Genomic DNA, 25,337 nt, shown 5'->3' with positions numbered 1-25,337 from the left:
GGCTGAGGAGGCGGTGGTCGAACCGGCACCGGCCCCCCTCAGCCAAGAACAGCATTCTCAAACAGGCTCCTCAACCAGGCACGACCTATGCCGACAGCCCGGACTTGCGACCCGCGACACATCCGTTAACGGCACCCCGGGTTGACGAGCACCGGCCCTGAAGGGAGATCGACATGCGCCGTCCCGTCCGCCTCACGACCAGCGGCTTCGCCATCTCGGCCCTACTCGCCAGCACGCTGGCAACGACCCCATCGACGGCGTCGGCGGCGTCGACGGGGGCCTCTACGCGGACCGTCCCCGCACCGGCCACCGCCCAGGCCAACCCGAACGACTGCAGATCGCTGGAGCGGCTGTGCGTGTGGGGGTCGACCGACTACTACGGCCAGTTCCGCTTCTACTACGCCAAAGACTCCTTCAAGGCGCAGGGCACCTGCGTGAACCTGTCGTTCCCGGTCCGCTCGGCCAGGAACATGTCCAAATACACCTTCTACTTCAGGAGCGTGGCCTGCGGAGTGGAGGAAAAGGAAAACCACAGTGCTCGTCTCCTGCTCTCGGCCGGCACCCCCGTCGATCGCCACGCCGACCTCGCTTTCGACGCGCTCAGCGTGACGCGTGACAGCTAAAGACATCAACCGCAGCGCGGCAGCCCCACCCCAGATCGCTAGTCCACAAGCAGGCTCTGAGGGGCTTCGCCACAGACCCGGCGAAGCGGTGCCCGGGGCCGTACCGGGGTCGTGCCGGGGTCGTGGTGGCCATCTCCCTGCCGGTCCGGTGGGGAACCAGCGGGCGGCCCGGCCGGACAGGGGCCAGACAGCGGCCGCAATCCCGCCCGGCCGGGGCACCGTCGAAGCCCGAGGGTGCCCCGGCCTGGGGGTGTGCTGGCCGGCCGGCAGGACTACTTGCGCCAGAAGATGTCGCCGCCATCGACCCAGTACTTGGGGAACGGTGGCTCTCCGTCAGCGGGTTGGATCTTGTAGAAGTACTGGTAGCTTCCCTCGCCCGGCAGCGACCGCACCCAGTAGCGGTCCTTCTTGCTGCCGTTGAACCACCCCTCGCTGTGTTCCAGGAACCGGCCGGTGGTGAGGCACTCGCCGTTGGGGAAGGTGGCGCCCTGGGAGATGAAGCGGGTGGTGCCGAAGATGGGGATCGGATCGTAGGTGTATTTGAGCGCCTGCGGCCTGAATCAGGCGACGCAGCGCGGGGCGGCGTGGACGGGCGTGACGGTCAGGGGCGCCAGGACCGCGCATGCCAGGGCGCCTGCGCCCAAGGCGGTCGGCAGGCGTCGGAGCGGATGGGAATGACGCACGAGAACTTCCCTAAGGACATCCATTGCCACTAAGGGTAACGATAATACTACCAAATGTGATTATCGGTCTATGGGATGCCGTCGGCCTGTGTTCACGGTGCGTGATGGTGGAGTTCGCATCTCCACCATCACGCACCCGGAGACGACGATGACGATCATCTGCACGGCCCGGCCCTGAGCGCCGCCGCGGTCGGATGTCGGGGCTGGGGCGGCGTTGCTGGCCGGGGATGGAGGCGGTGGTGCGCGGGCCGTTCTCCCGCGAGGTCGCCGTGGGGCACAGAACGAACGACGGGTCCCGCCCGGCGGGCCACTAGCGGTGTCCGGCGGCGGCTGGACCCGCCCCATGCGTGCCGGCCACCCCATGCAAGGTCAGCGCGGCGAACGTGAGGTCATCGTGAGGACCGGGCTGGACGCCGCTTCTAGCGTGGGGCCATGAACCAGCAGACCGGCCACCGGTGGTGGCAGATGTCGGTGGATCTGCTTGTCGAACTGCCCGCCGAGACCCGGCACCAGGCGTCGATGCAGATCTGGGAGACCGCCTGGCAGCACGACGGAGTCGAGACCAGCTACCACCGGCCCGGCCGCCGGGTCTCGGTCAGCCTGAGCCTCACCGCCGACGACCACCTGGCGGCCCTGGTCTCCGAGGTGCTGCCGCTGCTGCCCGACACCGTGGCCCTGACCATCCGCCGCCGCGGCGCCCGCCCCGCCCTCAACTACACCAGCCGCGCAGCCAGCCACGCATGAGCACCGAGAAGGCGCGCGTCGGCCCGCGAGGAGGATGAGTGCAGCGCAGAAATTAGCGGTAGGGCGTGGGTGAGAACGCGTGCCTGACGACCTTGTCGATCTCTTCGTCCGCGAGCGGGGTGATCAGTTGGCGGGGTTGCTCTCCGGCTCGTAGTCGGGCGGCTGGATCGCGGAAGACAGAGCGGTTCTTCTTGCAGTGGCTCAAGAGGGAACGAATGGCTCTGAGCGTGTGGTGCCGTTCGGCGCCGGTCAGCGTGTCGATCACGGAGAGGATGTCGTCGCGGGTGACCTCCCGAAGGTGGTCGTAGCGGTCTGACCAGGTCAGCAGTGCGGGCGGATCGCGTGCATGTAGGCCCAGACGGTTTCGGCGCTGCGAGGCCGGGATCTGGGTCCTCCGTCTCGGAGGGTCCTGAGCCAGTGCTCGACTTCGGATCCGATCCCCGGCGCGAGGTCGGCGAGCTTGCGGTCCATCCACGCCTCGAACACTGAGACGCGGTCGTCGAGGAGGCCGAGGTGCTCCAGGACTTGGCAGGTGCGCTCAGCGGTGAGGCCGTAACGGCGGAGCACGGGAAACAGCTCCGAGTGCCTGATCCTGTCACCGCCGATGTGCCCGGAGAGAAGGATCACCAGGGTCCGATCAATGTCGCTGGCCACCCGGCGGTTCCAGCCTCGACGCTCGCCGAGGTCGCCAGCAACCTTGCGGGCCTGGATCAAAGCCGGGTTGGCCAGGTCGGCATGATCTTTCCGGTTGAAGCGTGAGCAGTCGCGGCGGATCTCCAGTGGAAACCGCAGTTGTGTCCAGCGGGTGGGCGGGACTGGCGGCCCAGGAACAGGCGCGGGCCTGCGCCTCTTGCGGCCACCCTTGCCAAGCCGAGGACCGCCGCGCTGGCGGATGCGGTGCATGCCGACGAAGAACAGCTGCTGGTGGGTGAGGGCGCGAAGGAACGGTTCGAGAACGGTGACGTGGTCCTTGGCGTCCAGGCTGGCCTGGAGCCAGCAAAGGCGGCAGTAGCTGCGCTTGACCGGCACGAACCGGTGGCAGAAGGTGCACTCGCCTTCGGCGTGGAGCTGGCCATAGGTGTAGCAGGCCCGGCAGTAGCGGCCGGGAAGCACGCCCCAGGTGAAGCATCCGATGCAGGTCGCGGCCGGTTTCTCCGGAGAGATGTAACCCATCAGGTTGGTGGCAGGGTCCGGCCGTCCTTGCGTTTGGGGATGATGGGCGGTCCGCCCGAGGCCACGGTCGCGGCCTGCTGTTCTTGGCCCTCGTCGGCGCGCTTGACCTTGTCCGGTTGGAGGATGAGGAGTTCGTCGACTCCGCAGCCCAACACGGCGCAGATGATGTTGAGGTCGTCGAGCTTGATGCTGGCGGACTCCCCCGACCACAACCCCGACATCTTCCCGGCGCTGATGACCAGGCCGTGCTCGGCGAGCAGCCGCTGGAGTTCGCTGGCCTTCCAGATGCCGCGGTTGGCGGCCGCCAGCCGCAGGTTCCACTTCATCGCCGTAGTCCTTCCGGGTCGCGGTGCGCTGCTGGCCAGCGATCCAGGCATCCTCGACGTGGGTGCCGGTGACGTGCACGTAGTTCATGGTCGTGGCGATCCAGGCGTGGCCGAGGATCTGTTGGATCGCGATCAGGTCCATCCCGGCGGCATAGAGCCGGAAGGCGCAAAAGTGCCGCAGGACGTGCGGAGTCACCACCTCCGGCCAGTCCGGCAGGTGTGTGGCGGCGGCCCTGGCCAGGGTGGCGCGGATCGTCTCGTCGCCGATCCGCGCCGAGGTCCCGTCGGTGTTCTTGCGTTCGGAGAGCAGCAGCGGAACACCGGGCCGGGTGTGGTCGTCGCCGAACTGGCCCCACACGTCCTCGACGAACCAGCGCAGCGTCCCGCCCGCGTTGTTGATCAGCGGGACCATCCGTTCGCGCGGGCCCGACCCGCGAGCGCCCTTCCCGAGCCGGACGTGGAGTTTCCCGAACCGGCCCAGGCCCCACTTGATGTCGGGAAGATCCAGCTTGCAGGTCTCGTTGACCCGCAGCCCGACGTCGGCCATCAACCGGCTGGCGGTGTAGTTCCGCGCGGCCGGGGCGAACTTGCGACAGGTCGTCAACTCCTCCCGCCAGCCGGAGAACAGACGCCCGACCTGCTCGGCGGTCGGCGGTCGGCGGGATCCGCAGCTTGGCCTGCTGACGGCCGCGAGGCCGGTTCATCTCATCGATCGGGCACTCCACGACCCGGCCGGTCATCTGGTGGATCTCGACCTTGTGTCGCAACTCCAGGAACAGGAAGAACATCTGAGCGCCTGGGCGCGCGGCAACCGCGTGCCCTTGGCCGTGCTCCGCAGCACCTTGCCGAAGTAGGCGTCGGCTTCGCCGGGCTCCATCTCCCACAACGGCCGCCCGAACCAGGCGCGCACCTGCTCCAGATGCATCACATCCGAGGAGATCGTCCCGTCCGACAACCCCGCCGCCGCCCGCGCCAACACGAACCCCGCCAGAACGTCGGTCTCCAACGCCTCCAGGTCCTCGGCCGTCGCCGCTGCACGCGCGACCCGCAGATCCTTCACGACCGCCAGCGCCAACTCCGGCCCCCTCGCCTTCACCCAAGCCGCAAGACGAGCACAGGCCACGATGGAACTTCGAGGATCCTGAAGTCTCTTCAGATGACAGAACCGGCATAGATCCAGGACAGAACCCCTGGTCCAGGGGCTACAGGCGTACAAGCTCGCTCAGGGAACCCACGGGTTATTTCTCACTTGCTCAATGTCTCACCTGCAATCCGCAAGGGCACGTCCTGGGATAGATCCGCTCTTCACCCAGCCATGGCCGGGCCCGCAGCCCAAGTACGAGCAGATCAGGATGGGCGCCTGCCCGCGGCCTGCGACGGCAGGCCCCACGCCGTCCTGGTTCCGGTGCTGCCCATGCCCGGCTTCACCGCAACTGTACGGTCGACACCGCCGCCACCGTTGGCGCCCACCTGCCGCGCGTCACGAGCGGTAAGAAGGTCACCGTCCAGGCTCGCGGCGGGCCTCGCGCCGCCAGGTTCTCCGGTCGCTACGAACCTGTGCGCGGAGCCGCCCAGGATGATCTTCCAACTATATACTTCCGTTCAGTAATCGAACGGCTCCTTTGGGTGATCATAGGGATGTTCATCCGCAACAAAAGGAGCAGATCATGAACGCGACACTCGGGCGCCGGGCCGCACAGCGTACGTGGCGGCACCAGCGACATCCGGGACGGCCACTAGCGTCGCGGCCGCTTCGACAGCCGCGCCCCACCAGCCTGCCGTCGACCCCGACGACGCGCTGGAGAGCCGACACGCTCCCCTGACATGGACGGGGAGGACTTCTTCCGCCGCCGGGGCGGCCGAATCCGCTGGCAGCAGGCTCAACCACCAGCCATTGCTCCAACTGCACAACAGCCGACTTCCAGTGGCCGTAGGCAGTCATGCCGAAGAGAAAGCCCTCGGGAATCCTCCCGGATGCAATGCATCCGCCCAGTGCCGGGCATAACCGATCATCATCAGACCAGCACTGAAAGCAAATCCGAGAGGCTGGTGACAGTGCAAACTTTTGCCGCGGTTGACGTCAATGCACACCGGCACGAAACGGCGCGCGACGATGTGATGGCCAACGCGAATTCGAATGCGGACTCGCTTCTGATTGGAAGAATATCGTCCACGTGTACGGAGGTACGGAATGTCTGGCTTGACTGTCGCGGACTGGCTGCGCATTGAGGCGATGGCGAAGTTCGTGGTGGCGCACAGCACGGTAAGCGTGTTGCGTAGGTTGCTGCCGGCGGCCGCGTCCGTCGCGGCACACCGCTCGTTGGGGCGGTTCACCTGTTTTGATCATGGAGCGCTGCTGGTGTTTCCCGAACGGGTGGACTACGCGTTGGCGGAGTTGGCTCGGCGTGGGTTCCGGCCGACGCCGCTGGTGCCCAGCACGGTGGTCCGGGCACGGCTGGCCGAGCGTCATGGCCTGCGGCCTGAAGACGTTCCAGTGATGATCACGCAGGCGGGTCTGCCTCAGGGACGGTCGTTGGAATTGTTCCTTTTGCCGGCGTCTGAGCGCGGCGCTGCCGCAGTGATGACCGATGAGCGGGAGCACCAGCACCAGGCGCATCTGGCGTTCCGGCTCCGCGAGCCTCGCGAGGAGCTGCTGAGGCTGGTGGTGGATGCTCTCACCGGGCAGGGCGGTGGGCTGGAAGCCGATGGCGGCGGCTTCAACCCCCGGCAGGGGGCCCGCGGGTGCACGGTGCTGTACTTCCGGGGTCCTGGCCGACTGCCGGCTCCCTATCGGTGGCCGCGCCGCCTGGAGATCATTACCGATGGTCGCCACTCCCAGGTTCTCGCCGCTCACCTGAGGGGGACGGACACGGGCAGGTGAGCGCCGCGCCGATGCTCAGGGCGTCGAGTTCAGCGGACCGCGTCGGGATGCTCGCCGATGCCCGCGGCGGTGGCGGGCGCGGCGGTCGCGCGGCCGGTGAGAATGCGACGGCGACGTCGGGCGAGGCCGTCCTGGAAGGCCGTGGCGTCGTTGAGGCGGGGGAAGGGCTCGTCGGGGACCGCGACGTCCAGGAACGCGCACAGTGGTTCCCAGCCCTGTGCGGTGTCGAAGACCAGCAGCCGTTCGGCGGGCAGAGCGGCTTGCACCTGGGCGTTGTGACGCTCGAACACCGCGATCGCATGGTCCCGTTCGGTGAAGCGGTCATCGAAGGTCTGCCGCCAGATCACCTCGCGTGAGATCTGCCGACGTCGGCGCAGGTACGGGTCGAGGCGATCCTCCATCCACATCAGCAACCCGTTCATGCCAGGTGAGGCGGGGCCGGAGGAGCGGTAGAGCGTCCGTTGCATGCTGGCGTACCAGCGGTGCGGGCAGCGCACCGTCAGAATGATCTTCGCTGTGGGATAGGCGGCGGCGAGCTGCCGCCAGTACGCGGCGACCGGCCAGTCCACCGCGGACCGGTATCCGGACAGAACCCGCTCCCACTGCACCGGCTGCCCGGCCACCACCGCTTCCCAATGCCGGAGAAGGTTCGGATCCTCGCCCAGGCTGGTCATGTGGTGGCAGGGTCCGTACCCCAAGCGGGTCAGGGCGGTTTTCAGTGAGTAGGTGCCGGTGCGTCCAAAGCCGGCCCCGATGACGTCGAGCATCTCTGGTTCCTCTCCGTTGCGCGGCGGTGTCGGCGTCGGCCGCACAGGTGTGATGGCGCCCGCGCATGCCGTCCGCGCGCCGTGGAGCGCTGCCTTCGGCCGGCCGACTTCTGGTGAGGCCGGTCACGCGCGGGGCGCGCTGGGCCACAGGGCGGGATCGATGTCGGGGAACGCGGCGAGCAGCCGGGCGATGTCGGGGGCGATCGCTTGGCGGAAGGCGTCCTGGGTGGCCTGGGTCAGGGTCGGCGCGGCGAACGACAGTCCCACCTGGTCGCTCAATGCGTGGGGCGGGCGCCAGGCGTCGGGGTCGACGCCAAGGAATTCAAAGGTCCGCCGCGCCTGCCGTTGCGGCTCAGCGATGCACTTCTCGTACTGCAGGACCAGGATCTGCTCGTCGGGGAAGACCGCCCTCAGCCGCTGCATCTGCTGCCAGTAGAACGCGCGGCCGAACTGGTGGTCCATGACCGCCGCCAGGTCCTGTCGCCTCGTCAGCGCACGATGGAAGCCCAGAGCCGAAGCCAGCCGGGCCAGCGGGTCACGGAGCATCACCAGCAGCTTGGCCCGGGGCGCGACCGCCCGCAGCATCGGCGGTGTCCAGAAGTCGTGCATGTAGCGCGGGGTCCACTCCCCGGCGATGGTGCCGGCAGGCCTGGGAAAATAGCGATGATAGGACGCTGGGTCCAGTTCCAGGACTTGTCCGAGGTGATCGAAGAAATGCACCTCCTTGGCCCGGTGGATCCTGCGGTGCCGCTGGCGCGGGTCATCGCCTGGGCACTCGGCGGCCGCCTGCGCCTCACGGGAGGAGGTGACATCGGGGTGCTCGATCAGCACCGACCACCACCAGGTGGTGCCCGACTTCATCGTCCCCACTCCGACGAAGTCGGGTGGGGCGATCGTCCACCCCGGCGGAAGGGGCGGAGGCGGTGACGGAGGCGCCACCTGGGGTCCCGTCTGAAGACGGTGCCCGCCTGCGGCCGGTTCGCCGGCGGCCGGCGCGCGGGTATCGGGCGGTTCGCCGCCGGTCCGCTCACTGACCGTCATACTTTCACCGTTCACTCCACTCCCCCTTATACACATTGAGTAGTTGTAGTGTAACTCTTTGAGTTTGCGGTGGAGTCGGAGGTGTCGGCGCGTTCGTCACTGCGGTCGACTGCGCATGGCGTCATAGCCGTGGGCGGGCCAGATACCGTCGATGACCTGCTTGCGCAGTTCGGCTTTGCCGACCTTGCCCAGCCCGGTCCGCGGCAGTGCCGGGGCGATCGCCAATCGCGCCGGCCAGTACTCCTGCCTGACCGTCCGGGCGCGCAGATGCTCCCACAGCTGCTCCAGTGACGGCGGGGCGCCGGTGGGGACGACGACGGCACAGACCGCCTCATGCCCTTGACGGTCGGGGACGCCGATCAACGCGACATCACAGACCTGCGGGTGGCCGCGCAGTTCGCGCTCCACCTCGGCGGTCGGCACCAGGTGGCCGCACCCGACCCGGTCGGCAATCCGCCCCAGATACCGGATGTTCCCCTGCTCGCCGCAGGACCCTACATCACCGGTGGCGTACCAGCCGTCATCGCGGCCCGGATCCCACAGCGGCTCCCAGGACGGCACCTCGACCATGCCGCGGCACAGGCTCGGGCCGCGCACATGGATCTCCCCAACCTCGCCCAGGGGGGATCTGCCGACCCGAACGGAGGTCGGAAGCCCGTTGACGCGCTGGCCGCAATCGCGCACAGCAACCTGCGTGCCGCCCACGGGACGGCCTACACCGTCCTCGGCGCGGGCACCCGGGTCGTCGGGGCGCGTCGAGCAGAGGGGGCCGCCCTCGGTCATCCCGTACACGTTGACCAGTCCGTCGCTCAGAGAAGCACGTACCTGTGCCGCCGTGCTCGCGGGCATCACCGCGCCGACACTCAAGATTCTCCGCAGTTCCGACAGGTCACGCGGGCGGCGCCGCTGCGCGGCCGACAGCCGCTCCAGCAACACCGGAAGGGTCACCATGCAGTTCACCCGGTGACAAGCCATAAGGTCCAGCCACTCATCGCCGTCATGGCCGCGCTCGCTGGTCAGCATCACCGAGCGGGTTCCAGTGACCAGCGGCATCAACGTCAGGTACTTCAAGCCCGCCGAATGGGTCAGGGCCGCCATGCACGTCACCACCGGCCGGGGCGGCAAGAGCCGCCGCGCCGCGCGCAGCGAGGCGTACAAGGTGTTGGCGGTGTGCAACACCCCCTTGGGCCTGCCGGTCGAGCCGGAGGTGAGCACCACCTGCACCAGCTCGTCCGCCGACGCCCTCGGATGCCGGTCCGACAGCGGCCGCGCCGCCCGCGCGCGCTCCAGCAACTCCCCCAGCTCGACAACGGCGGTCCCGCCGCACGATCCTCCGGCCCTCACACCGGCGCCCACCTCGGCCGTTTCCGCGCCGGGGCATGGCGTCACCAGCGGGCCTCCGCCACCGGTCGAGGCGACCACCAGCACAGCAGCCCGCGCGCCGCGCAGGACCACCTCATCCTCCCGCCGGTCGGCACCAGCCGGAAGCGACAGCACCACCGCCCCCACCCGGCTGCACGCCAACCACAACGCGGCCGCTTCCCACTGATCGGGCAGTCGCAGCGCCACCACGTCACCCGGCCGCACGCCCCACGTCCACAACACCGCCGCCAAGCGTTCCACCAGCCCGCCCAGCTCCCCAAAACTCACCCGCCGCACCTCGGTGCGGCCGCCCGCCGCCCGCACGTTCACATACGCCACCGCGTCAGGCGTCTGCCGGGCCCGCATCCTCAGGTCGTCGACAAAGGTCTCGCCGCGCCACCAACCCTGCGTGTAGTACTGCCGTGCCGCAGCAGGCGCAGCAGGCAGCGGCTGCGGCACACCTCCCCCATGCCAGGGGGCGACCTCACCGCAGAAGGAACCGGTCTCGGTCTCCATTGCCAAGCCTCCCGACCTCAATCCATGAAGTAACCGCAAGTAGCGATATTTACACATGCAGTTACCTGTGAGGTGTGCCGTGTTCGCTGCGGTGCTGAGGGGATCGCCGTGCGGTGTCCGGAGCCGAACGGCCCAGGACACGACCCCATCGCCTGGTGGCCGACAAAGGTGACAGCAGCCGGACGAGCCGGGCGTATCTGCGGCGGCACGGGAACGGCGCGACGATCCCTGACGCGCCGACCAGGCGGCTGGCCAGGCCCGGCGCGGCTCACGCGGTGGACGACCGCCAGGTTTCGGCACCGAGGTCTACCAGCACCGCAACATGGCGGAGCGCTGCCCCGACCGGCTCAAGCGCCGGCACGGCACCGTCCCTCGCACCGACGAGACCGCCGAGCTCTGCCAGGTCACCACCCACTCTGGCCGCCCAACCACCCATCACCCGCGTCAACAACCCTGCGGGCTATTACAGCTCCACCATCCACCGCACCATTCACGGTCCGGGGGACGATCAGAGCTGCATGAGCTTGCTGACCAGGACGGTGAGCTGGGCGCGTTCGCTGGTGGTGAGAGGGGCGAATGCTTCTTCCAGATAGGAGGAGACGGTGCTCTCGGCCCCGGCGAGGCGTTCGCGACCCTCGTCGGTGATGGTGACGGCGTAAGAGCGGCGGTCGTCGGGGTTGCGTTCGCGGCGGACGAATCCGGACTGCTCCAGGTCGTCGCACACATTCACCATGACACTGCGGTCAATCCGCAGTTCCTCGCTGAGCACCTGCTGCGAGCAAGGGCCGACGGTGTCGAGCATCTTCAGCACCAGGTGCTGGCCGACGCCGAGGCCGTGCCGGGCGGCATGGGCGTCGGCGGCGCGGGCCAGGTACGCCGAGGCGCGGCACATCGCGATGTCCGGGCGTTCGGCCGCCAGCGTCGGGAAGTACACCGGCCGGGCGGGCTTGGAAGGCATGAGTCTCCTGCACTGTCGACCCGTCCGAGGCTATCAGAACCATCTTCCAGGCGATTGTTTGACGGCAGATAATTTGCGGACATACGGTTCCGTCTTGTTGTAGATCGTCTGCTCAAAGATGGAGTGTTCTGGTGATGCGTTCCGGCCGCCGGGCGACGGTGGCCCTGATCCTGTTGTGCGCGGCGGTGTTCCTGGACTCGATGGACCTATCGCTGATGGGCGTGGCGCTGCCCGCCATCGGCGCTGACCTCGCGCTGCCCGAGGGCACGCTGCAATGGCTGGTGTCCGGCTACGCGGTCGCCTATGGCGGGTTCCTGCTGCTCGGCGGGAGGCTGGCCGACCTGCTCGGAGGGCGCCGGATGTTCCTTGCGTCGCTGGCGGTGTTCGCGGCGGCGAGCCCGGCGGGCGGCCTGCTCTCCGACGGCTGGCTGCTGGTCGCCACCCGCGTGGTGAAGGGCGTCGCGGCCGCGCTGACCGCCCCGGCGGCGCTTTCGCTGATCACCACGACGTTCGCGGAGGGGCCGCGCCGCAACCGGGCGCTCGGCGTGTACGCGCTGGCCGGGGCCAGCGGCTACAGCGCCGGGCTGATCGCCTCCGGGCTGCTCACCGAGGTGAGCTGGCGGCTGGTGTTCTTCCTGCCGGTGCCTGTCGCGCTGCTCGTGCTCGCCGTCGCCCCCAGGGTGATCCCGGCCGGACGCACCGACGCCCCGCGCACAGGATTCGACGCAGCGGGCGCCGGCACCGCCACCGGCGGTGTCCTGCTGCTGGTCTACGCGCTCACCGAGACCAACTGGCCCGCCGGCGTCGCGGCGCTGGCGCTGCTGGGCGCGTTCGTGGCGATCGAGCGGCGCCGGCGGGACCCGCTCGTGCCGCTGGGGGTGTTCCGCTCGGGACGGCTCACCGCGGCGAATCTGGCGGCGCTGGCTTGGGCGTGCGCGACGATCGGCTGGCAGTTCGCGGCCGTCCTTTACCTGCAGGGCGTGCTGGGATACTCGGCGCTGGACACCGGGCTGGGAATCGTCCCGATGGGGTTGGCCATCGTCGTGACCGCCAACCTGGCCGGACGGCTGATCGGGCGCTGGGGCCTGCGGCGCACCGCCGCGCTCGGGCTGCTGGTCCAAGGCGCCGGGATCCTGCTGTTCCTGCGCGCGGGCGCGTCCGGCGACTACGCGACCGTGCTGCTGCCCGCGCTCATCGTGCACGGTGTGGGCAACGGCCTGTCGTTCCCCAGTCTCAACATCGCCGCCGTCGGGGCACTGCCCGACAACCGCCAGGGCCTGGCCTCCGGCCTGGTCACCTCCGCCGTCCAGATCGGGGCCGGCATCGGCGTCGCCGTGCTCGCGGCCGTGATGGCCGTCCCGACCTCCCCACTGGACGGCTACCGCGCGGCGTTCCTGACCGCCGGAGCCTTCTCCCTACTCGGCGCGCTCATCGCCTACCTCGGCCTGCGCGCCCGCGCCGAACCCCCGGCCGGCGAACCGGCGAACACCACACCGATCTCCACACCAGCATGAGGAGTACCGCCATGACCCTCGACCTGACCCCCGACGAACTGCTGTCCACCACCCGGGCCGTCCGCAAGCGGCTCGACCTCGACCGGCCCGTCCCGCGCCGGCTCATCGAGGAGTGCATCGACCTGGCCACCCAGGCGCCCACCGGGCGCAACCGGCAGCGCTGGCACTTCATCGTGGTCACCGAGCCGCGCCTGCGCCGCAAGGTGGGCGACATCTTCCGCCGCGCGCTCGCCGCTGCAGAAGGCCCACCGCTGACCGAGCACGACATCCGCCGTATGAACCACGCTCCGCGCTCCACCCAAGGCGTGTTCGACGGGCTGCGGCACCTGACCGACAACATCCACCGCGTCCCCGCGTTCGTCATCCCCGCCATCGAAGGACGCACCGACCGCGCCCCGGTGGCCGTCCAATCCGGGACCTGGGGATCCATCCTGCCCGCGACCTGGAACTTCATGCTCGCCGCCCGCGCCCGCGGCCTCGGCACCACATGGACCACCGCCCAAGGACCCCTCGAACCCGAACTCGCCGCCGTACTGGGCGTCCCCTACAACGAGGTCATGCTCGCCGCGTTCATCCCGCTCGCCTACACGATCGGCACCGACTTCAAACCCGCGCCCCGCATCCCACGCGACAAGGTCCTGCACTGGGAACGATGGTGAACGCCCGACAACCAAGCCAAGCATCTGACCCAAGCTGCAGAGGCCACGGATCAGGATTGCCTGTTCGTGAACGTCCGACGGGGGCGACGCCCTCGCCGCCGCTCGCCAGCTAACCACTCCAGTGCACCACCGCAGCCCTGACGCCTGAGCCGAACGCTCAGGCGTCAGGGCGTCCCCGCTCCAACAGCTACAACGTGCCCCGGTGATCCCGTTCTGGCGTATTCCGGTTGCCTCCCTCCAGCCGAAGGACTCCTCCATCAAAACTTCACCGTCGGTGCGGCGGCCCTCGTGACGCAGCACGACGGCCGCGTCCAGCCCACCGCTGTCGAACAGGTCTACGTCGCCGACAGCGAGATTCTCTCCCCCAACGTCGAAGACCTCGACCTACGCCAGCTCCGGCACTCGGCCGCCACCCACTTCGGCGAGGCCAGAGTGCCTCTGCAACTCCTGATGGCCGAGACCCGCCACAACAACCCCCGCACCGCCATGCGCTACACCAGGCCCGGCGGCGAAGCCGTCGCCGAGATCACCGGCATCCTGGCTCCCCCGCCCGGTTACGGCGAGGCCGACGCCAAGTCGGCTACCGACGTCGATGGTGGGTCGGAGCGGGGTTGGCCGCTCCGACCCAGGTGGTGTCGGTTCAGAACCGGGGGCTTTCAGGTTCCGTGCGGGGAGTTCGATGAGCGTTGGTTTTCTTGCGAAGGAGCCTCCCAGGCGGCGGTGATGTCGCGGGCGACATCGCGGAGGAGGTCGATGAGCATGTCTGCGAGTGGTGTGAGGCTGGCGTCTGTTCTGGTCACGGCGTAGAGCTGGCGGTAGGGCCTGGGGTGGGCCAGTTCGCGATGGGTGGTGCCAGGCGCGCGGGTCAGGGCCAGGCGCGAGACCAGGGCCACTGCGATGCCTGTGCCGACGAGGGCCTGGGCGACGTCGTAGGACTCGGTCTCGAACCGCACCGTGGGGGTGAAGCCGGCCCTGCGGGCGGCGTCGTGGAACTGCTCGCGGGCGGCATGGCCGGCCAGGATGGACACCCACGGTTCGTTGCGCAGTTGTTCCAGGTGGAGTTCGGTGTCGGCGGGCTGTCCGGTGGCCAGTGGGTGGTCATCGGGGAGGACCACGACCATCGGGTCCACCAGGAGCGAGTGGGCGCGCAGGTGTGGGGGCGGCGTGAGCGGCGTGCCCCAGGACGCGACGATGGCCACGTCCAGACGCCCCGCGCTGATCTCGTCCGCTCCGCGTCCGGACACCACGTCCACGACCGAGACGTCGGCGTCCGGATGGCGGTGGCGCAGCGCCGTCAGGGCCGGTGGCAGCAGGTGCAGGGCAGCCGCCTGGAACGTCCCGATCCGCAGACGGAGCGAGAGGTGCCCGAGGAGTGCGGCCAGTTCCGCCTCGGCCCTGTCCGACGCCTCCTCCACGGTTCGGCCGTGGGAGGCCAGCAGCGCACCGGCCGCGGTGAGCGTCGCCCCGCGAGGACCACGGCTGACCAGCGGCACCTGCCAGTCGCGTTCGGCCTTGGCCACCTGCTGTGTGACCGCCGCGGGCGTGAGTTGGAGTGCGTGAGCCGCCGCCGTCAGGGAGCCGTGCCGCTCGATCAACGCGAGAAGCCGCAGCTGTCCCGGGTCCACCACCATTCACTGATCTTAACGCTGTCCCCTTCTATTTTAACTTCTCTTAGGGGTGCGGGAGGGGCAGCCTGGTGGGACACCATCGGCCGCCGTCCCCGGAAGGGGTTCTTTTCCCATGCCCACGCATGTGCCCGTTTTCATCGTCACCACCTTGCTGCTGGCGATGCTGCCAGGCGCGAGTCAAGCCCTGATGATCCGGCAGGTTCTGGAAGGCGGCCAACGTACGCTCCAGGGCACGCTCGCGGGCAATGCCACTGGCTTCCTACTGTGGTCCACGGCCGCCGCGGCCGGGTTGTCCGCGGTTCTGCTGGCCAGCCCCACCGCGTACGCGGCGCTCCGGATCGCAGGCGGCATCGTGCTGATGATCATCGGGGTGAAGACGCTACGGACCGCGCTCACCACCGTCTCCACCCGCCCGCCCGGCGAGGGCGAGCGCCGCACCGGATTCGCGGGCGGATATCTCACCGGCCTGATCACCAACCTCGGCAACCCCAAGGCGGGCGTGTTCGCCGTGTCGGTACTGCCCCAGTTCGTGACCGCGGAAGGCCCGGTGTTCCTGTCGACCGTCGCCCTGGGAGCCCTGTGGGCGCTCGTCAGCGCCTCCTGGTACATGCTGCTCACCTGGGCCGTCGGCCGAGGGCGCGCCCTGGTATCGCAGCCGACCGTCCTGCGGGGGCTCAGCGTGACCACCGGCGTCGTCCTGCTGGGGCTGGGCGCCGCAGTGGCAGCAGGTCTCTGAGGACGGGGCCGGTACTTCTTCCAGCGCCCGACCGCCCGAGGCATCTGCCACCCTTGCGTGCTGGCAGCCATGAGGTCGCCCCGCATGACCGGTGGCGGCGAAGCACCCGAAACGATCGCCCCGGCTTCGCCGTCCGCTCAGGTCCGGGGCCACGCGAGCACTCTGCCCGACGGCACGGGAGCGAGGAAGCCGATGACGTACGCCATGGCACCCGACGGAACCCGCATCGCGTACCAGCTCCAGGGCCGGGGGGCACCGCTGGTCCTGCTGGCGGGCCAGGCCAACGACCACCACTGGTGGGACGCGGTTCGCGCCGACTTCCATTCCGCTCGCAGCACCCTCACGCTCGATTACCGCGGCACCGGCGACAGCGACAAGCCCGACGCCCCCTACAGCACCGAACTGTTCGCCCGGGACGTCATCGCCGTCCTGGACGAACTCGGCATCGACCGGGCCGATGTCTACGGCACGTCCATGGGCGGACGGGTGGCCCAGCATCTCGCGGCCCGTCACCCCCACCGGGTAGGCGCCCTGGTTCTCGGCTGCGCCTCACCCGGCGGTCCGCACAGCGTCGAACGCGGCAACGACGTCCGCCGAGCCCTGACGCAACCTCAGCCTGGAGCCGCGCGGCAGTCCCTGCTGGAGCTGATGTACACCCCTCGATGGCTCGCCTCCCATCCTGGCCCGCACCACACCCTCGGTGACCCTCGCATGCCTGCCCACGCCCGGCGCCACCACCTCGCGGCCAGCAACCGGCACGATGCCTGGCACCTGCTGCCGGACATCAGCGCCCCCACCTTGGTCGTCCACGGAAGCGACGACCTGCTCAACCCCACCGCCAACGCGCCCCTGCTCGCCGACCGCATCCCCGGCGCCCGACTGCACCTGGTCCCCCATGCTCGGCACGCCTACTTCGAGGAGTGCCGCACCCACGCCAGTCCCCTCGTCCTGGACTTCCTCACCACCGCGCGCAAGCCGTAGCAACAGCGCAGCCGACACTCGGACACCCTGCTATCCACCGGGCGCCAGCGACACCCCGGCCCCGGGCTCTCACGCTCGAAGGGCTCGCCTACGCCACCCACCAGGGCAAGCACGGCGGCCGGCCCCCGTCATCCGGCGACGTACTGCACGCCGTGCTCCACCGCAGGGCGAAAGGCGAGTCCGTCGGACAGATCCACCCGGACCTGATCATCCCCCGCCCTGGCTCGGGTGCCGTTAACGGACGTGTCACCGGCCGCGAACGAGACGCCTTTGTGTGATCGGCCGCGCCTGGCCTGGAGGTTGCGTGGTGATTCGGCCCCATGGGTCGGCAACCGGTCGGGATGGACGAGCTTGTCGAGCACTGGACGGTACTGGAGGACGAACAAGAGCAAACACGGTCCGACGAGGCTGGGGTTCACGCTGCTGCTGAAGTGCTACATGCGGCATGACCGGTTCCCACGCGGGCGGGCGGAGTTCGCCGATGAGTTCGGCAACCACGTCGCCCGACAGGTCAAAGTGCCGGCCTCGGAACTTGGGCTCTACGACTGGGAACGGCCGGACGATCGAGTATCACCGCGCCCACATCCGCGATCACCTGGGGTTTCGGGTGTGCGCGGTGGTCGACGCCGAGAAGCTGACGCGGTGGCTGGCGGCCGAGGTGGCGCACGCCGAACATCACCCCGATCGGGTGCGGGAGGAGTTGCTGCGGCACTGCCGCCAGGAGCGGATCGAGCCCCGACCTCGGGCCGGCTCACGCGGATGGTGCGGTCGGCACTGCACGTCGCGGAGGAGAATTGGTTCGCGGTCATCGCGGCGCGGCTGGAGGAGCCGGTACACGGCCGGGTCCTGGGCTTGGTCGACTTCAGCCCCGGACGACGTGCCGGACGCTGTACCGGACGCGGGGCGGGAGTCATTGTGCTAGCGGGGCGCTCCGGTCATTCACGGCACGGTTGACGGCCCGATCTGGTTGCTGTCAATCTCCCCGCATGGGCTTGGGGGAACGCGTTCGCTACCAGACCTCCTTTACGGACTCGGCCCGCTGGGATGGGTTCGTGTTCCGTCCCGGCGACATCGTGATCAGCACCCCGGCGAAGTGCGGCACGACCTGGCTGCAGATGATCTGCGCCCTGGAGATCTTCAAGAGCCCGACATTCGACCGGCCGCTCGACCAGATCTCGCCATGGCTGGACGTCCTGCTGCGTCCGCTCACCGCAGTGCTGGCCGACCTCGAGGCGCAGACGCACCGGCGGTTCATCAAGACCCATACGCCCCTTGACGGATTGCCCTTCGACGACCGGGTCACCTACCTGTGCGCAAGCCGGGACCCCCGGGATGTGGCCGTGTCCTTGGACAGCCATGCCAGCAACATCGACCGGGCGGTGTCCCTGGCATTGCGGGAGGATGTCGTGGGCGCCGTGGTCCTTGACGAGTTGCTGGCCGCCGCTCCGTCCCCGCCGAGCGGGACCGCGCGCGAGCGCTTCTGGTCCTGGGTCAATCCGGCCGCGCCCGGCAAGGCCGTGTCCGACCTGGAGATCATGCTTCACCATCTGGACACCTTCTGGCAGGTCCGCGACCAGCCGAACATCGTGCTGCTGCGCTACGAGGACCTCCTTGATGACCTCGAAGGGCAGATGCGCTACATAGCAGCCCGGCTCGGGATCGCCATCGCCGAGACAGCCTGGCCGGACCTCGTCCAGGCCGCCACGTTCGCGGCCATGAAGGGCCGGGCCGGCGAGCTCGCGCCCGAAGCCAGCCACGACGGCTTCTATCACGACCACGGCCAGTTCTTCCACTGCGGATCAACAGGCCAGTGGCGGCAGGTCCTCAGCGAGGAGGAGCTTCCCCGGTACGCCGCCCGAGTCGCCCAATGCGCGCCCGCGGACCTTGCCGCCTGGATCCATCGGCCCGCGCTGCCGGCGGCAGGCAACCCCTAAGGGCGCGGTGCATGAGTGAGGACACGCCAAAGTTGACCGCGGAACTGGTGGCGGACGGCGTCGTGCCGTCGCAGCCGGTGATCTCGCCCGACGGGTGCCGGGTCGCCTACGCCGTTGCCCCGGCCGGCCGCAAGACAGAGCGTCGAATGGGCGCGATATGGCTGGCCGCCGTTGCCGGTAGCCCACCATCGGCGAAGCTGACCGCCAGGCGTGGGCGATGTCGCGCCAGGTGTGCCCGTTACGGCGGGCGCTGGTCACGAGTTCGGGCAAGAAGCGCCCGGCCTGGTCGATGAGGGCCCTGACCACAAGCCCCGGCAAGGCCCGCCTGCGATTCGACCCCGATTCCCCGGTCGCCAACGGCCGCTGACCAGGTCGCTCCCTCGGTTTGCGGCCGGCGACACGTCCGTTAACGGCCCCCCTACGTCCAAAGCCGGCTGGCGGCCGCCGCGGCGTACCGACGGCCCCGGCTACCGGATCGTGGTCAGCGACCGCTGGGACCCCGGGGTCGAACAGGAGCTGGGGATCGTGGTCAAAAGCAGCGGCGGGCGATCGGCGGGCCGCTGGAGGGCCTACGCCCGTGTCGGCCGCACCAACACTGTCGGGCCAGCCGCACCGAGGCCATCGACCACCTGCTGGCCGTGCCCGGCCCGCTGTTCGGCGACCCACCGAGGCCCTCCTGCACGACTTCGCAGAGCACCAAGCGGATGCTGTGGGCGGCGGAGTAACGAAACCCCAGCCCGTGACGAAAGCCGGGGGCGCCATCGCGGACGGTCAGACCGGGGAAGGACAGCAGGTCGGCGAGCCCGGTCCCTGCACCGTCGTGGCTCGGCATGAGTGGATGGGGTTCGCCTGCACCCGCCCGGCGGGTCACCCCGGCGCGCACCGCGCCACCACCCGGGACCAGACGCCGGTGTGCTGGAGTGACGGCGGCCCGGTCACCGACCTGCAGCACCGCCCCCTGCTGCACGGCACCACGCCGTCGGCGCGGTGGCGAGCCTGGTTCCTGGCCCGAACCCCTCACTCCACGGTGACCCCGGGATGACGCCGGTCCGATTGAGGGCCTGCCGGATGTCGGCGAGCTCGGGATCGGTGTCCGCGGGTCGTGCGGGTCCGCATCGCCACCACTTCATGGCCTTGATGCCGGCAGCGTGTCAGGGGATGCGTCCCCTTCTTGGATCGGGTCGTGGAAGGGGCGCAGCCCGGCGGCGACTTCAGCGCGGGTGAAGACGTAGCAGCCCAGGAAGTCGATGTACTCGAAGGCGACTCGTCTTCCGGGTGGCTTTGTGACGTCGTCCCGCGGGCGTCCCTGCGCGTCCCGCCATCGGGTGCGTCCCGGCTGGTCAGAAGGCGGGACGTCTCGCAGTGTCCCGACTGGAGCCGGGCCTGTTCCGGGCCGCCGGTCCGCTGAGCAGGATCGGTTCCGGGCGGTGGTCACCACGGATCGCCGCCGACCCGATCAGCAAGGAGCGCACCATGCGCACCAACCTCGCGACCAGGGCCGGGATGCTGGGCGTCGCCTCGGCGGCGGCCCTGGCCCTGCCCCTGGCCCCCGCCCAAGCCGCCACCGCCGCACCGCAGACCGCCGCCGCGTCGGCCACTGCCCAGGCGGTGGCCAAGCCCGCCAAGTGGGTGACCCTCAAGCACCAGTCCAGGCGGACCACCTTTTGGAACCCGAGGTGGGATCGCAAGTACGGGCACCGGGTGATGCAGGTCCAGGCTCGCTGCTGGGGCAGGGGCCGAACCATGTACGTCACCTTCGACTACCGCAACCAGTACAGGCACTGGAAGGCCATGAAGCGCGCCACGTGGCCCTGCGACGGCCGCTACCGCTACCTGCGCGTCACCAACGCCGGACACAAGAAGTACGGCGCGACCTTCTCCCTCCCGGTTCCGCAGACCGTCGAGTACTGGGCCCAGTCCTACGGCTGAGGCCCCGCAGTGAGCCCGCCCGAGCGGTGGTCACCACGGACCGCCGCCGACCCGATCAGCAAGGAGCACACCATGCGCACCAACCTCGCGACCAGGGCCGGGATGCTGGGCGTCGCCTCGGCGGCGGTCCTGTCCCTGGCCCCAGCCCCCGCCCAGGCCGCCGCCGCACCACAGACCGCCGTCGCGTCGACCACTGCCCAAGGGGCAGCGGCGGCTGAGGCGGTGTTCGGCCAGGCGGTGGCCAAGCGCGCCAAGTGGGTCACCCTCAAGCACCAGTCCAAGCGGGTTTCCAACTGGAGCCCGCGGTGGGATCGCAAGTACGGGCACCGGGTGATGCAGGTCCAGGCGCGCTGCTGGGGCAAGGGCATAAAGATGCGCGTGGCATTCGAGTACCAGAACCGGTGGAAAGCCTGGAGGGTCATGAAGAGCACCCCGCGGCCCTGGCCCTGCGACGGCCGCTACCGCTACCTGCGCGTCACCAACGCCGGGCACAAGAAGTACGGCGCGACCTTCACCGTCTGGGGGCGTCAGACCGTCGAGTACTGGGCCCAGTCCTACGGCTGAGACCGCCACTGATCCGTCCGTGCCCGGCCCCGGCCCCGGCGGCGTCGGTGTGCTCGTCGTTCCTGGTGCTCGCGTTCGGCCATGCCATCATCGCCTCCGCCGCCCGACGTCCGGCGCGGGCCAGGCCGACCGCCGGCAGGGCCTCGACCATCTGGTCGGCCGACAGATGGTCGTCGGTGGTGGTGGCGGCAGGCCGTGGGCGAGCTTGAAGGCGCGGGCGGCGGCCTGTTCGACGGCCAGGGCGTAGGGCCCCAGCGCGCTGAGCTGCCACCGGTGGGCGCGCAGCGGTCCGAACGCCTCGGCGGGGTCGCTCGGGGGCGGTCCGGGGCGGCGGCGTGCAACAGGTCGCTGAGCGTCATGTCGTCGCTCCGACGACATGTTCGCGAACATCTTCGGGCCGGTGGCGGCGGGCCGGCCGCGCCGCCGCTGCGTGCTGTCGCCCCATCTGTCCATCGTCGCACGACCACGCCGGGCCCGTGATCCAGAGCGCCGAGACCGGGGGGCGAGTAGCCGGGACGCCGTGCGGCTCGCCGTAGCCGTCGAGGCTCCGGGCCAACGAGGGCGCAATGAGGACAGATAGTCTGGCCTGCTGGGCGATGACCATATCCCCGCGGTCGGTGAGACCAGGACCGGGCATGGCAACGATGGGTTCAGCGGGCCACCGCGCCCGGCGTCCCTCCCCTCCTGACGCCCGGGTGCCGGGCGGCCCGCGCAGGGGCGGCAGACAGGGCCCTTGGTCGGTGTTCCTGCCCCTTCAGGCCGGTCAAGGGCCCTGCTCCCCCTCTGTAAGCCGGGTCTCCTCGCTGCGGGGTTCGGGGCGGCCCGCCGCCGACGCCCGGCCCTCCAAGCGCCCGTCCGAGAAGGATGCGGTGGCCGTGTGCGACCAGGACCCCGCCAACGCGCCAGGCCCGGCGGCGTCCCTACCCGCCACCCTCCTCCCCCCGCCAGGGCCCTGTCATCGACACCGGCCAAAGGGTGCGTTTGCTGGACAGCGCCGAGCGTCGGACTGGATTCTGGCGCGTCGCCCCCTGGTTGTCGTGCCGGTAAGAAGCGTGTCATGAGCCCCAAGCCGCGTTGATCTTGTCGACCAGGCGGGTTCCCGGTCCGACGGCGCGGCATTGGGGCAGAGCCTGATCTCCACAACCTTGCGGTGGTGGTGGTCAGTGTCCCGCTGTGGCGCGCAGGGCGGAGGCGAAGGTGCGCAGCGCTCTGCGAGCGGCCGGCTCGGACGGGTGTGATTGCAGGACGACGCTGCGGGTGGGCAGTGGGGGGAGGCCGAGTGATCGGCCCATGTCCATGGTGCCGGGTGGGGCCACGCGCGGGCTGAGCGCCGCCACGGCCAAGCCTGCTGCTGCGGCCGCACCGATGGTCGCGATGCCGCCGCCCGCGAACACCTGCTGCCAGGCGATGCCCGCGTGGTTCAGCGCGGTCACCGCCATCTGGTGCACATGGCATGACTTGGCCTGCAGGGCCAGGCGCAAAGGCTCACCGGAGCGGTGTTCGAAGTCGGATGAGGCCATCCAGCCAAAGGACTCCTCCATCAGAACTTCACCGTCGGTGCGGCGGCCCTCGTGGCGCAGCACGACGGCCGCGTCCAGCTCACCGCTGTCGAACAGGTCAAGGAGCTCCCAAGAGCTGGCGATGCTCACCTCCAGCCTCAGGTCTGGCTCTACTCGCCCTATCTGGCGCAGGAGGTGGGGCAGTTCGGCGCCGACGACGTGGTGGCTTATGCCGATCGATAGGCGTTGCCGCCGGCGGCCGAACGAGCCCAGCGCGTCCGCGTGGGCGGCCAGCAGTTCACGTGCGGGCCCGAGGAAGGCGACGCCGTCTTGCGACAGGCGGACCAGGCGGGGCGTACGGTCCAGCAAGCGGCGACCCAAGGCGTCCTCCAGCCGCTTGATCTTCAGGCTCACGGCGGACTGCGTGGAGTCCATCGCCTCCGCCGCGCGCGTGAAGCTCTTCATCTCGGCGGTCAGTACGAAGGCCTGCACAGCGTCCAGGGGGAGCATCTTCATCGTCACACCGATCATTGAAATATTTAATGGCTGAAATATCCTAAGATGACTTTTTTGAATGATCAAGTGATGGCTACGCTGCGAACCACCCCGAGGAACGGAGTCAGGCCATGCCCTTGGTCCAAGTGTCGTTGCGGCGAGGCAAGCCCGCCGAGTACCACCAAGCCCTCTTCGAGGGCGTCTACCGCGCCATGCGTGAGACCTTCGACGTGCCGGAGGACGACCGCTTCATGACGATCACCGAGCACGACAGCAGCACCTTCAGCGTCAGCCCCACCTACTACGGCGTCGAACGCAGCGACGAGGTGGTCATCATCCGGATCACCGCCAACAACACGCGCGGCCTCGCCCAGAAGCAGGCGCTCTACCTGCGCATCGTCGAACTCTTGCAGGCGAACCCCGGTGTGCGCCCCGAAGACGTGTTCATCAATCTTGTGGAAGTACTGCCGGAGAACTGGTCGTTCGGCAATGGCATCGCACAGTACGCGGTACAGCAGGGCTGAGGGGAACGGTTCACTCCACGCCTTCTGCGTTCCGGCGGCATGTGAAGGCGCCATATGGCGGCTCTTCACAATCCAGGGTGTAGTCGTGGCCTGAAGCCGCCGGTTTCCAGCAGGGATCTGGCGATGTAGTTGGTGAGGTTGCGGAATCCGGGAGCGGAGCCGCGGAGGTGTTCGAGCCGTCCGTTGATGGCCCCGGTCGGTCCATTGGACGTGCCCGGGCGTTCGAAGCAGGTCAGCACGTCGGTGGCTCGCTTCTTCAGTGTCCGGCCGAGCGTGATGATCTCGCTCAACGTGCTCGGGACGCCCTGGCTGACCGACTTGATCAACTTCACCATCAGCTCTCGGCCCTTCCTCCGATCGGGTTCGCGGTCGGCGGCGATCATCCGCTGGTGGACCCCCACGTGGCTTCGACCTCAACGTGAGCGTCGCTCGCAAACAGCGCGGCCAGTCGGTCCTTCTGCCTGTCGGTGAGCAGGTCGGCACCGGTGTGGAGGGTTCACCGTGCGGTATAGAGCGGGTCGCTCCTGCGTCCACGGTGCCCGTGGACGGCCAGTTGGACACGTCGGCGGCATCGGTCGAGTGCGTCGCCGGCCAGACGCACGACGTGGAATGGGTCCATGATCGCGACCGCGTCGGGTAGTTCCTCGCTGGCGGCGGTCTTGAACCCGGTGAAACCGTCCATCGCGACGACCTCGACGCGGTTGCGCCAGGACTCTTCGCGTTCGGCGAGCCAAGCCTTGAAAGGCTGCTTGGAGCGGCCTTCGACCATGCCGAGCAGCCGGGCAGGGCCGGTACCGTCGCGGTTGCCGGTCAGGTCAATGATCACGGTGACGTACTTGTCGCCACGTCTGGTGTGGCGCCAGACGTGCTCGTCGACGCCGATCGTGGTGACGTCGTCGAACCGACCGATGTCGTCGATGAGGACACGCTTGCCCTCGGCCAGGACAGCGTCGTTGGCGGTGTTCCAGGCGACCCCGAGCCCTTCGGCGACACGGGCGACGGTGAGGTGCTGGCAGACGATGGCTTCAAGCGCCTACCGCAGCCCGCGGCGCGAGAGCTTCGCCTGCGGCTCAGCCGCCTTGGTTGTGTCTTGCCGCCACACGTGCCCGCAGTCGATGCAGCGGTAGCGTCGGATCGTGACGTGAAGGATCGTGGGCCGCCAGCCCAGTGGCTCGTGCGCCAGTGGCCGGGGCACGGTGTCACGCGGCGCCTTGGCAACCGCAGCGGCGGCACCACTGATCGGACTCGACGACCCGGCACGCGAGAACCGCATGGTCCGGGGGCGAGCCGCTGACCGGTGACTTCGAGCCCGAGCTCGTCAAGGCGGCAGAACGTATTCATGTCAGCGCGGGCGAAGCCGGCCTCAGGGGTAGCGTCGTGCAACGTCGAGGTCTTCCGGACGGGCTTGGTGTAGGAACCCCCGGTCCTCGGGAGACCTCGGCGCCTACCCGGCCACCGACGCGGGGGGAGCTGCCACCGCCGGTGTGACACAAGTTCCTGACGGTTGATGATCTGAAGTCATCCAGGCGAGGGCGAATCGTCCCGCTTCGGCCCCGGCCGCGCGAAGGCGACCGGGGCCGGAACTTGAACGGTGGCTTTGGTCGTGGCTTGTGAAGCGGTCAGCTCTGGGGCATTCAGCGGCTGATGTCGTCCAGCTCGGTCAAGTCCTCATGAGAGAGGGAGAGTCCCGCGCCGGCGATGTTCTGGCGCAGGTGTGCCGTCGATGACGTGCCGGGGATGAGCAGGATGTTCGGTGATCGCTGCAGCAGCCAGGCCAGTGCGACGGACATCTGTGTCGCC

24 protein-coding genes and 1 pseudogene are annotated in these 25,337 nt (G+C 69.2%); 12 read left to right on the top strand and 13 right to left on the bottom strand.

Translation table 11 applies throughout. The features are described 5' to 3' along the window. The first annotated feature begins 173 nt into the window (after window positions 1–173). Together AKI01S_RS36555 and AKI01S_RS36550 are read left to right on the top strand one after the other, a co-directional pair. Entirely contained in the window at window positions 174–623 is a 450-nt protein-coding gene (locus tag AKI01S_RS36555; RefSeq protein ID WP_067828629.1) for a hypothetical protein, read from the top strand. 1,115 nt (window positions 624–1,738) lie between these two features. Continuing rightward, window positions 1,739–2,050 (top strand): hypothetical protein, encoded by a 312-nt coding sequence (locus tag AKI01S_RS36550; RefSeq protein WP_067828617.1) that lies wholly within the window; start codon window positions 1,739–1,741, stop codon window positions 2,048–2,050. A gap of 52 nt (window positions 2,051–2,102) precedes the next feature. Here AKI01S_RS36550 and AKI01S_RS51195 read toward each other — a convergent pair whose 3' ends face one another. From AKI01S_RS51195 to AKI01S_RS52990, 3 genes are all read right to left on the bottom strand, one after another. Continuing rightward, window positions 2,103–2,315, bottom strand: coding sequence for a site-specific integrase (locus AKI01S_RS51195; RefSeq protein WP_157420423.1), 213 nt, complete (start codon window positions 2,313–2,315; stop codon window positions 2,103–2,105). Between the two features lie 56 nt (window positions 2,316–2,371). Continuing rightward, complete coding sequence (locus AKI01S_RS54865; protein WP_218009952.1) at window positions 2,372–4,153, bottom strand: tyrosine-type recombinase/integrase; 1,782 nt, start codon at window positions 4,151–4,153, stop codon at window positions 2,372–2,374. Window positions 4,154–4,285: 132 nt separating this feature from the next. Continuing rightward, on the bottom strand, window positions 4,286–4,624 hold the full coding sequence (locus AKI01S_RS52990) for a hypothetical protein (protein ID WP_218009951.1): 339 nt from the start codon (window positions 4,622–4,624) through the stop codon (window positions 4,286–4,288). Between the two features lie 1,125 nt (window positions 4,625–5,749). On the opposite strand from AKI01S_RS52990, the gene AKI01S_RS36535 reads away from it, so the two are divergent. Beyond that, a complete protein-coding gene (locus AKI01S_RS36535) occupies window positions 5,750–6,430 on the top strand; it encodes a hypothetical protein (protein WP_157420422.1) in 681 nt (226 codons plus the stop codon). Window positions 6,431–6,459: 29 nt separating this feature from the next. On the opposite strand, the gene AKI01S_RS36530 is transcribed toward AKI01S_RS36535, so the two are convergent. The 4 genes from AKI01S_RS36530 to AKI01S_RS36515 form a co-directional block, all read right to left on the bottom strand. Continuing rightward, window positions 6,460–7,197: a sulfotransferase family protein gene (locus tag AKI01S_RS36530; RefSeq protein WP_067828608.1), complete on the bottom strand. Its 738-nt coding sequence runs from the start codon at window positions 7,195–7,197 to the stop codon at window positions 6,460–6,462. Between the two features lie 123 nt (window positions 7,198–7,320). Further along, window positions 7,321–8,238, bottom strand: coding sequence for a sulfotransferase family protein (locus tag AKI01S_RS36525; protein WP_281186189.1), 918 nt, complete (start codon window positions 8,236–8,238; stop codon window positions 7,321–7,323). A 96-nt stretch (window positions 8,239–8,334) separates the two neighbouring features. Continuing rightward, window positions 8,335–10,116, bottom strand: a complete 1,782-nt coding sequence (locus tag AKI01S_RS36520) for a class I adenylate-forming enzyme family protein (protein ID WP_067828603.1) — start codon at window positions 10,114–10,116, stop codon at window positions 8,335–8,337. Window positions 10,117–10,624: 508 nt separating this feature from the next. Further along, the gene (locus tag AKI01S_RS36515; RefSeq protein ID WP_067828600.1) at window positions 10,625–11,074 is read right to left on the bottom strand and encodes a MarR family winged helix-turn-helix transcriptional regulator; all 450 of its coding nucleotides are present in this window, start codon (window positions 11,072–11,074) and stop codon (window positions 10,625–10,627) included. 134 nt (window positions 11,075–11,208) lie between these two features. Here AKI01S_RS36515 and AKI01S_RS36510 point away from each other — a divergent pair, with 134 nt between their 5' ends. Beyond that, entirely contained in the window at window positions 11,209–12,588 is a 1,380-nt protein-coding gene (locus tag AKI01S_RS36510; RefSeq protein WP_067828597.1) for an MFS transporter, read from the top strand. Between the two features lie 11 nt (window positions 12,589–12,599). Continuing rightward, complete coding sequence (locus AKI01S_RS36505; protein WP_067828594.1) at window positions 12,600–13,247, top strand: nitroreductase family protein; 648 nt, start codon at window positions 12,600–12,602, stop codon at window positions 13,245–13,247. 656 nt (window positions 13,248–13,903) lie between these two features. On the opposite strand, the gene AKI01S_RS36500 is transcribed toward AKI01S_RS36505, so the two are convergent. Then, entirely contained in the window at window positions 13,904–14,878 is a 975-nt protein-coding gene (locus AKI01S_RS36500) for a LysR family transcriptional regulator (RefSeq protein WP_067828590.1), read from the bottom strand. Between the two features lie 109 nt (window positions 14,879–14,987). Between AKI01S_RS36500 and AKI01S_RS36495 the strand changes: the two genes are divergently transcribed. After that, complete coding sequence (locus tag AKI01S_RS36495; RefSeq protein WP_067828587.1) at window positions 14,988–15,611, top strand: LysE family translocator; 624 nt, start codon at window positions 14,988–14,990, stop codon at window positions 15,609–15,611. Window positions 15,612–15,815: 204 nt separating this feature from the next. Next, complete coding sequence (locus AKI01S_RS36490; RefSeq protein WP_501162093.1) at window positions 15,816–16,592, top strand: alpha/beta fold hydrolase; 777 nt, start codon at window positions 15,816–15,818, stop codon at window positions 16,590–16,592. Between the two features lie 128 nt (window positions 16,593–16,720). Here AKI01S_RS36490 and AKI01S_RS52580 read toward each other — a convergent pair whose 3' ends face one another. Continuing rightward, complete coding sequence (locus AKI01S_RS52580) at window positions 16,721–16,954, bottom strand: hypothetical protein (RefSeq protein ID WP_174567445.1); 234 nt, start codon at window positions 16,952–16,954, stop codon at window positions 16,721–16,723. 624 nt (window positions 16,955–17,578) lie between these two features. Here AKI01S_RS52580 and AKI01S_RS36485 point away from each other — a divergent pair. From AKI01S_RS36485 to AKI01S_RS51190, 4 genes are all read left to right on the top strand, one after another. Continuing rightward, window positions 17,579–18,526 carry a sulfotransferase domain-containing protein gene (locus tag AKI01S_RS36485; protein ID WP_067828581.1) on the top strand — a complete coding sequence of 316 codons (948 nt, stop codon included), beginning with the start codon at window positions 17,579–17,581 and terminating at the stop codon, window positions 18,524–18,526. A 739-nt stretch (window positions 18,527–19,265) separates the two neighbouring features. Further along, complete coding sequence (locus tag AKI01S_RS36480; RefSeq protein ID WP_157420421.1) at window positions 19,266–19,568, top strand: hypothetical protein; 303 nt, start codon at window positions 19,266–19,268, stop codon at window positions 19,566–19,568. 320 nt (window positions 19,569–19,888) lie between these two features. Beyond that, entirely contained in the window at window positions 19,889–20,455 is a 567-nt protein-coding gene (locus AKI01S_RS36475) for a hypothetical protein (protein ID WP_067828576.1), read from the top strand. A 72-nt stretch (window positions 20,456–20,527) separates the two neighbouring features. After that, window positions 20,528–21,019, top strand: coding sequence for a hypothetical protein (locus AKI01S_RS51190; protein WP_157420420.1), 492 nt, complete (start codon window positions 20,528–20,530; stop codon window positions 21,017–21,019). An 87-nt stretch (window positions 21,020–21,106) separates the two neighbouring features. On the opposite strand, the gene AKI01S_RS51185 is transcribed toward AKI01S_RS51190, so the two are convergent. Both AKI01S_RS51185 and AKI01S_RS36465 read right to left on the bottom strand, forming a co-directional pair. Further along, a complete protein-coding gene (locus AKI01S_RS51185) occupies window positions 21,107–21,472 on the bottom strand; it encodes a hypothetical protein (RefSeq protein ID WP_157420419.1) in 366 nt (121 codons plus the stop codon). 707 nt (window positions 21,473–22,179) lie between these two features. Then, entirely contained in the window at window positions 22,180–23,049 is an 870-nt protein-coding gene (locus tag AKI01S_RS36465) for a LysR family transcriptional regulator (RefSeq protein WP_218009949.1), read from the bottom strand. 95 nt (window positions 23,050–23,144) lie between these two features. Here AKI01S_RS36465 and AKI01S_RS36460 point away from each other — a divergent pair, with 95 nt between their 5' ends. After that, complete coding sequence (locus AKI01S_RS36460; RefSeq protein ID WP_067828570.1) at window positions 23,145–23,537, top strand: tautomerase family protein; 393 nt, start codon at window positions 23,145–23,147, stop codon at window positions 23,535–23,537. A gap of 65 nt (window positions 23,538–23,602) precedes the next feature. Here AKI01S_RS36460 and AKI01S_RS36455 read toward each other — a convergent pair. Both AKI01S_RS36455 and AKI01S_RS36450 read right to left on the bottom strand, forming a co-directional pair. After that, window positions 23,603–24,878, bottom strand: a pseudogene (locus tag AKI01S_RS36455) (ISL3 family transposase). Between the two features lie 293 nt (window positions 24,879–25,171). Then, window positions 25,172–25,327: an aldo/keto reductase gene (locus tag AKI01S_RS36450; protein WP_369688759.1), complete on the bottom strand. Its 156-nt coding sequence runs from the start codon at window positions 25,325–25,327 to the stop codon at window positions 25,172–25,174. Window positions 25,328–25,337 lie beyond the last annotated feature (10 nt).

Source organism: Actinomadura kijaniata NBRC 14229, assembly GCF_001552175.1.
GTDB lineage: Bacteria > Actinomycetota > Actinomycetes > Streptosporangiales > Streptosporangiaceae > Spirillospora > Spirillospora kijaniata.
Note: the sequence above shows the minus strand (reverse complement) of the source record. Positions and strands in the feature narration are given on the sequence as shown.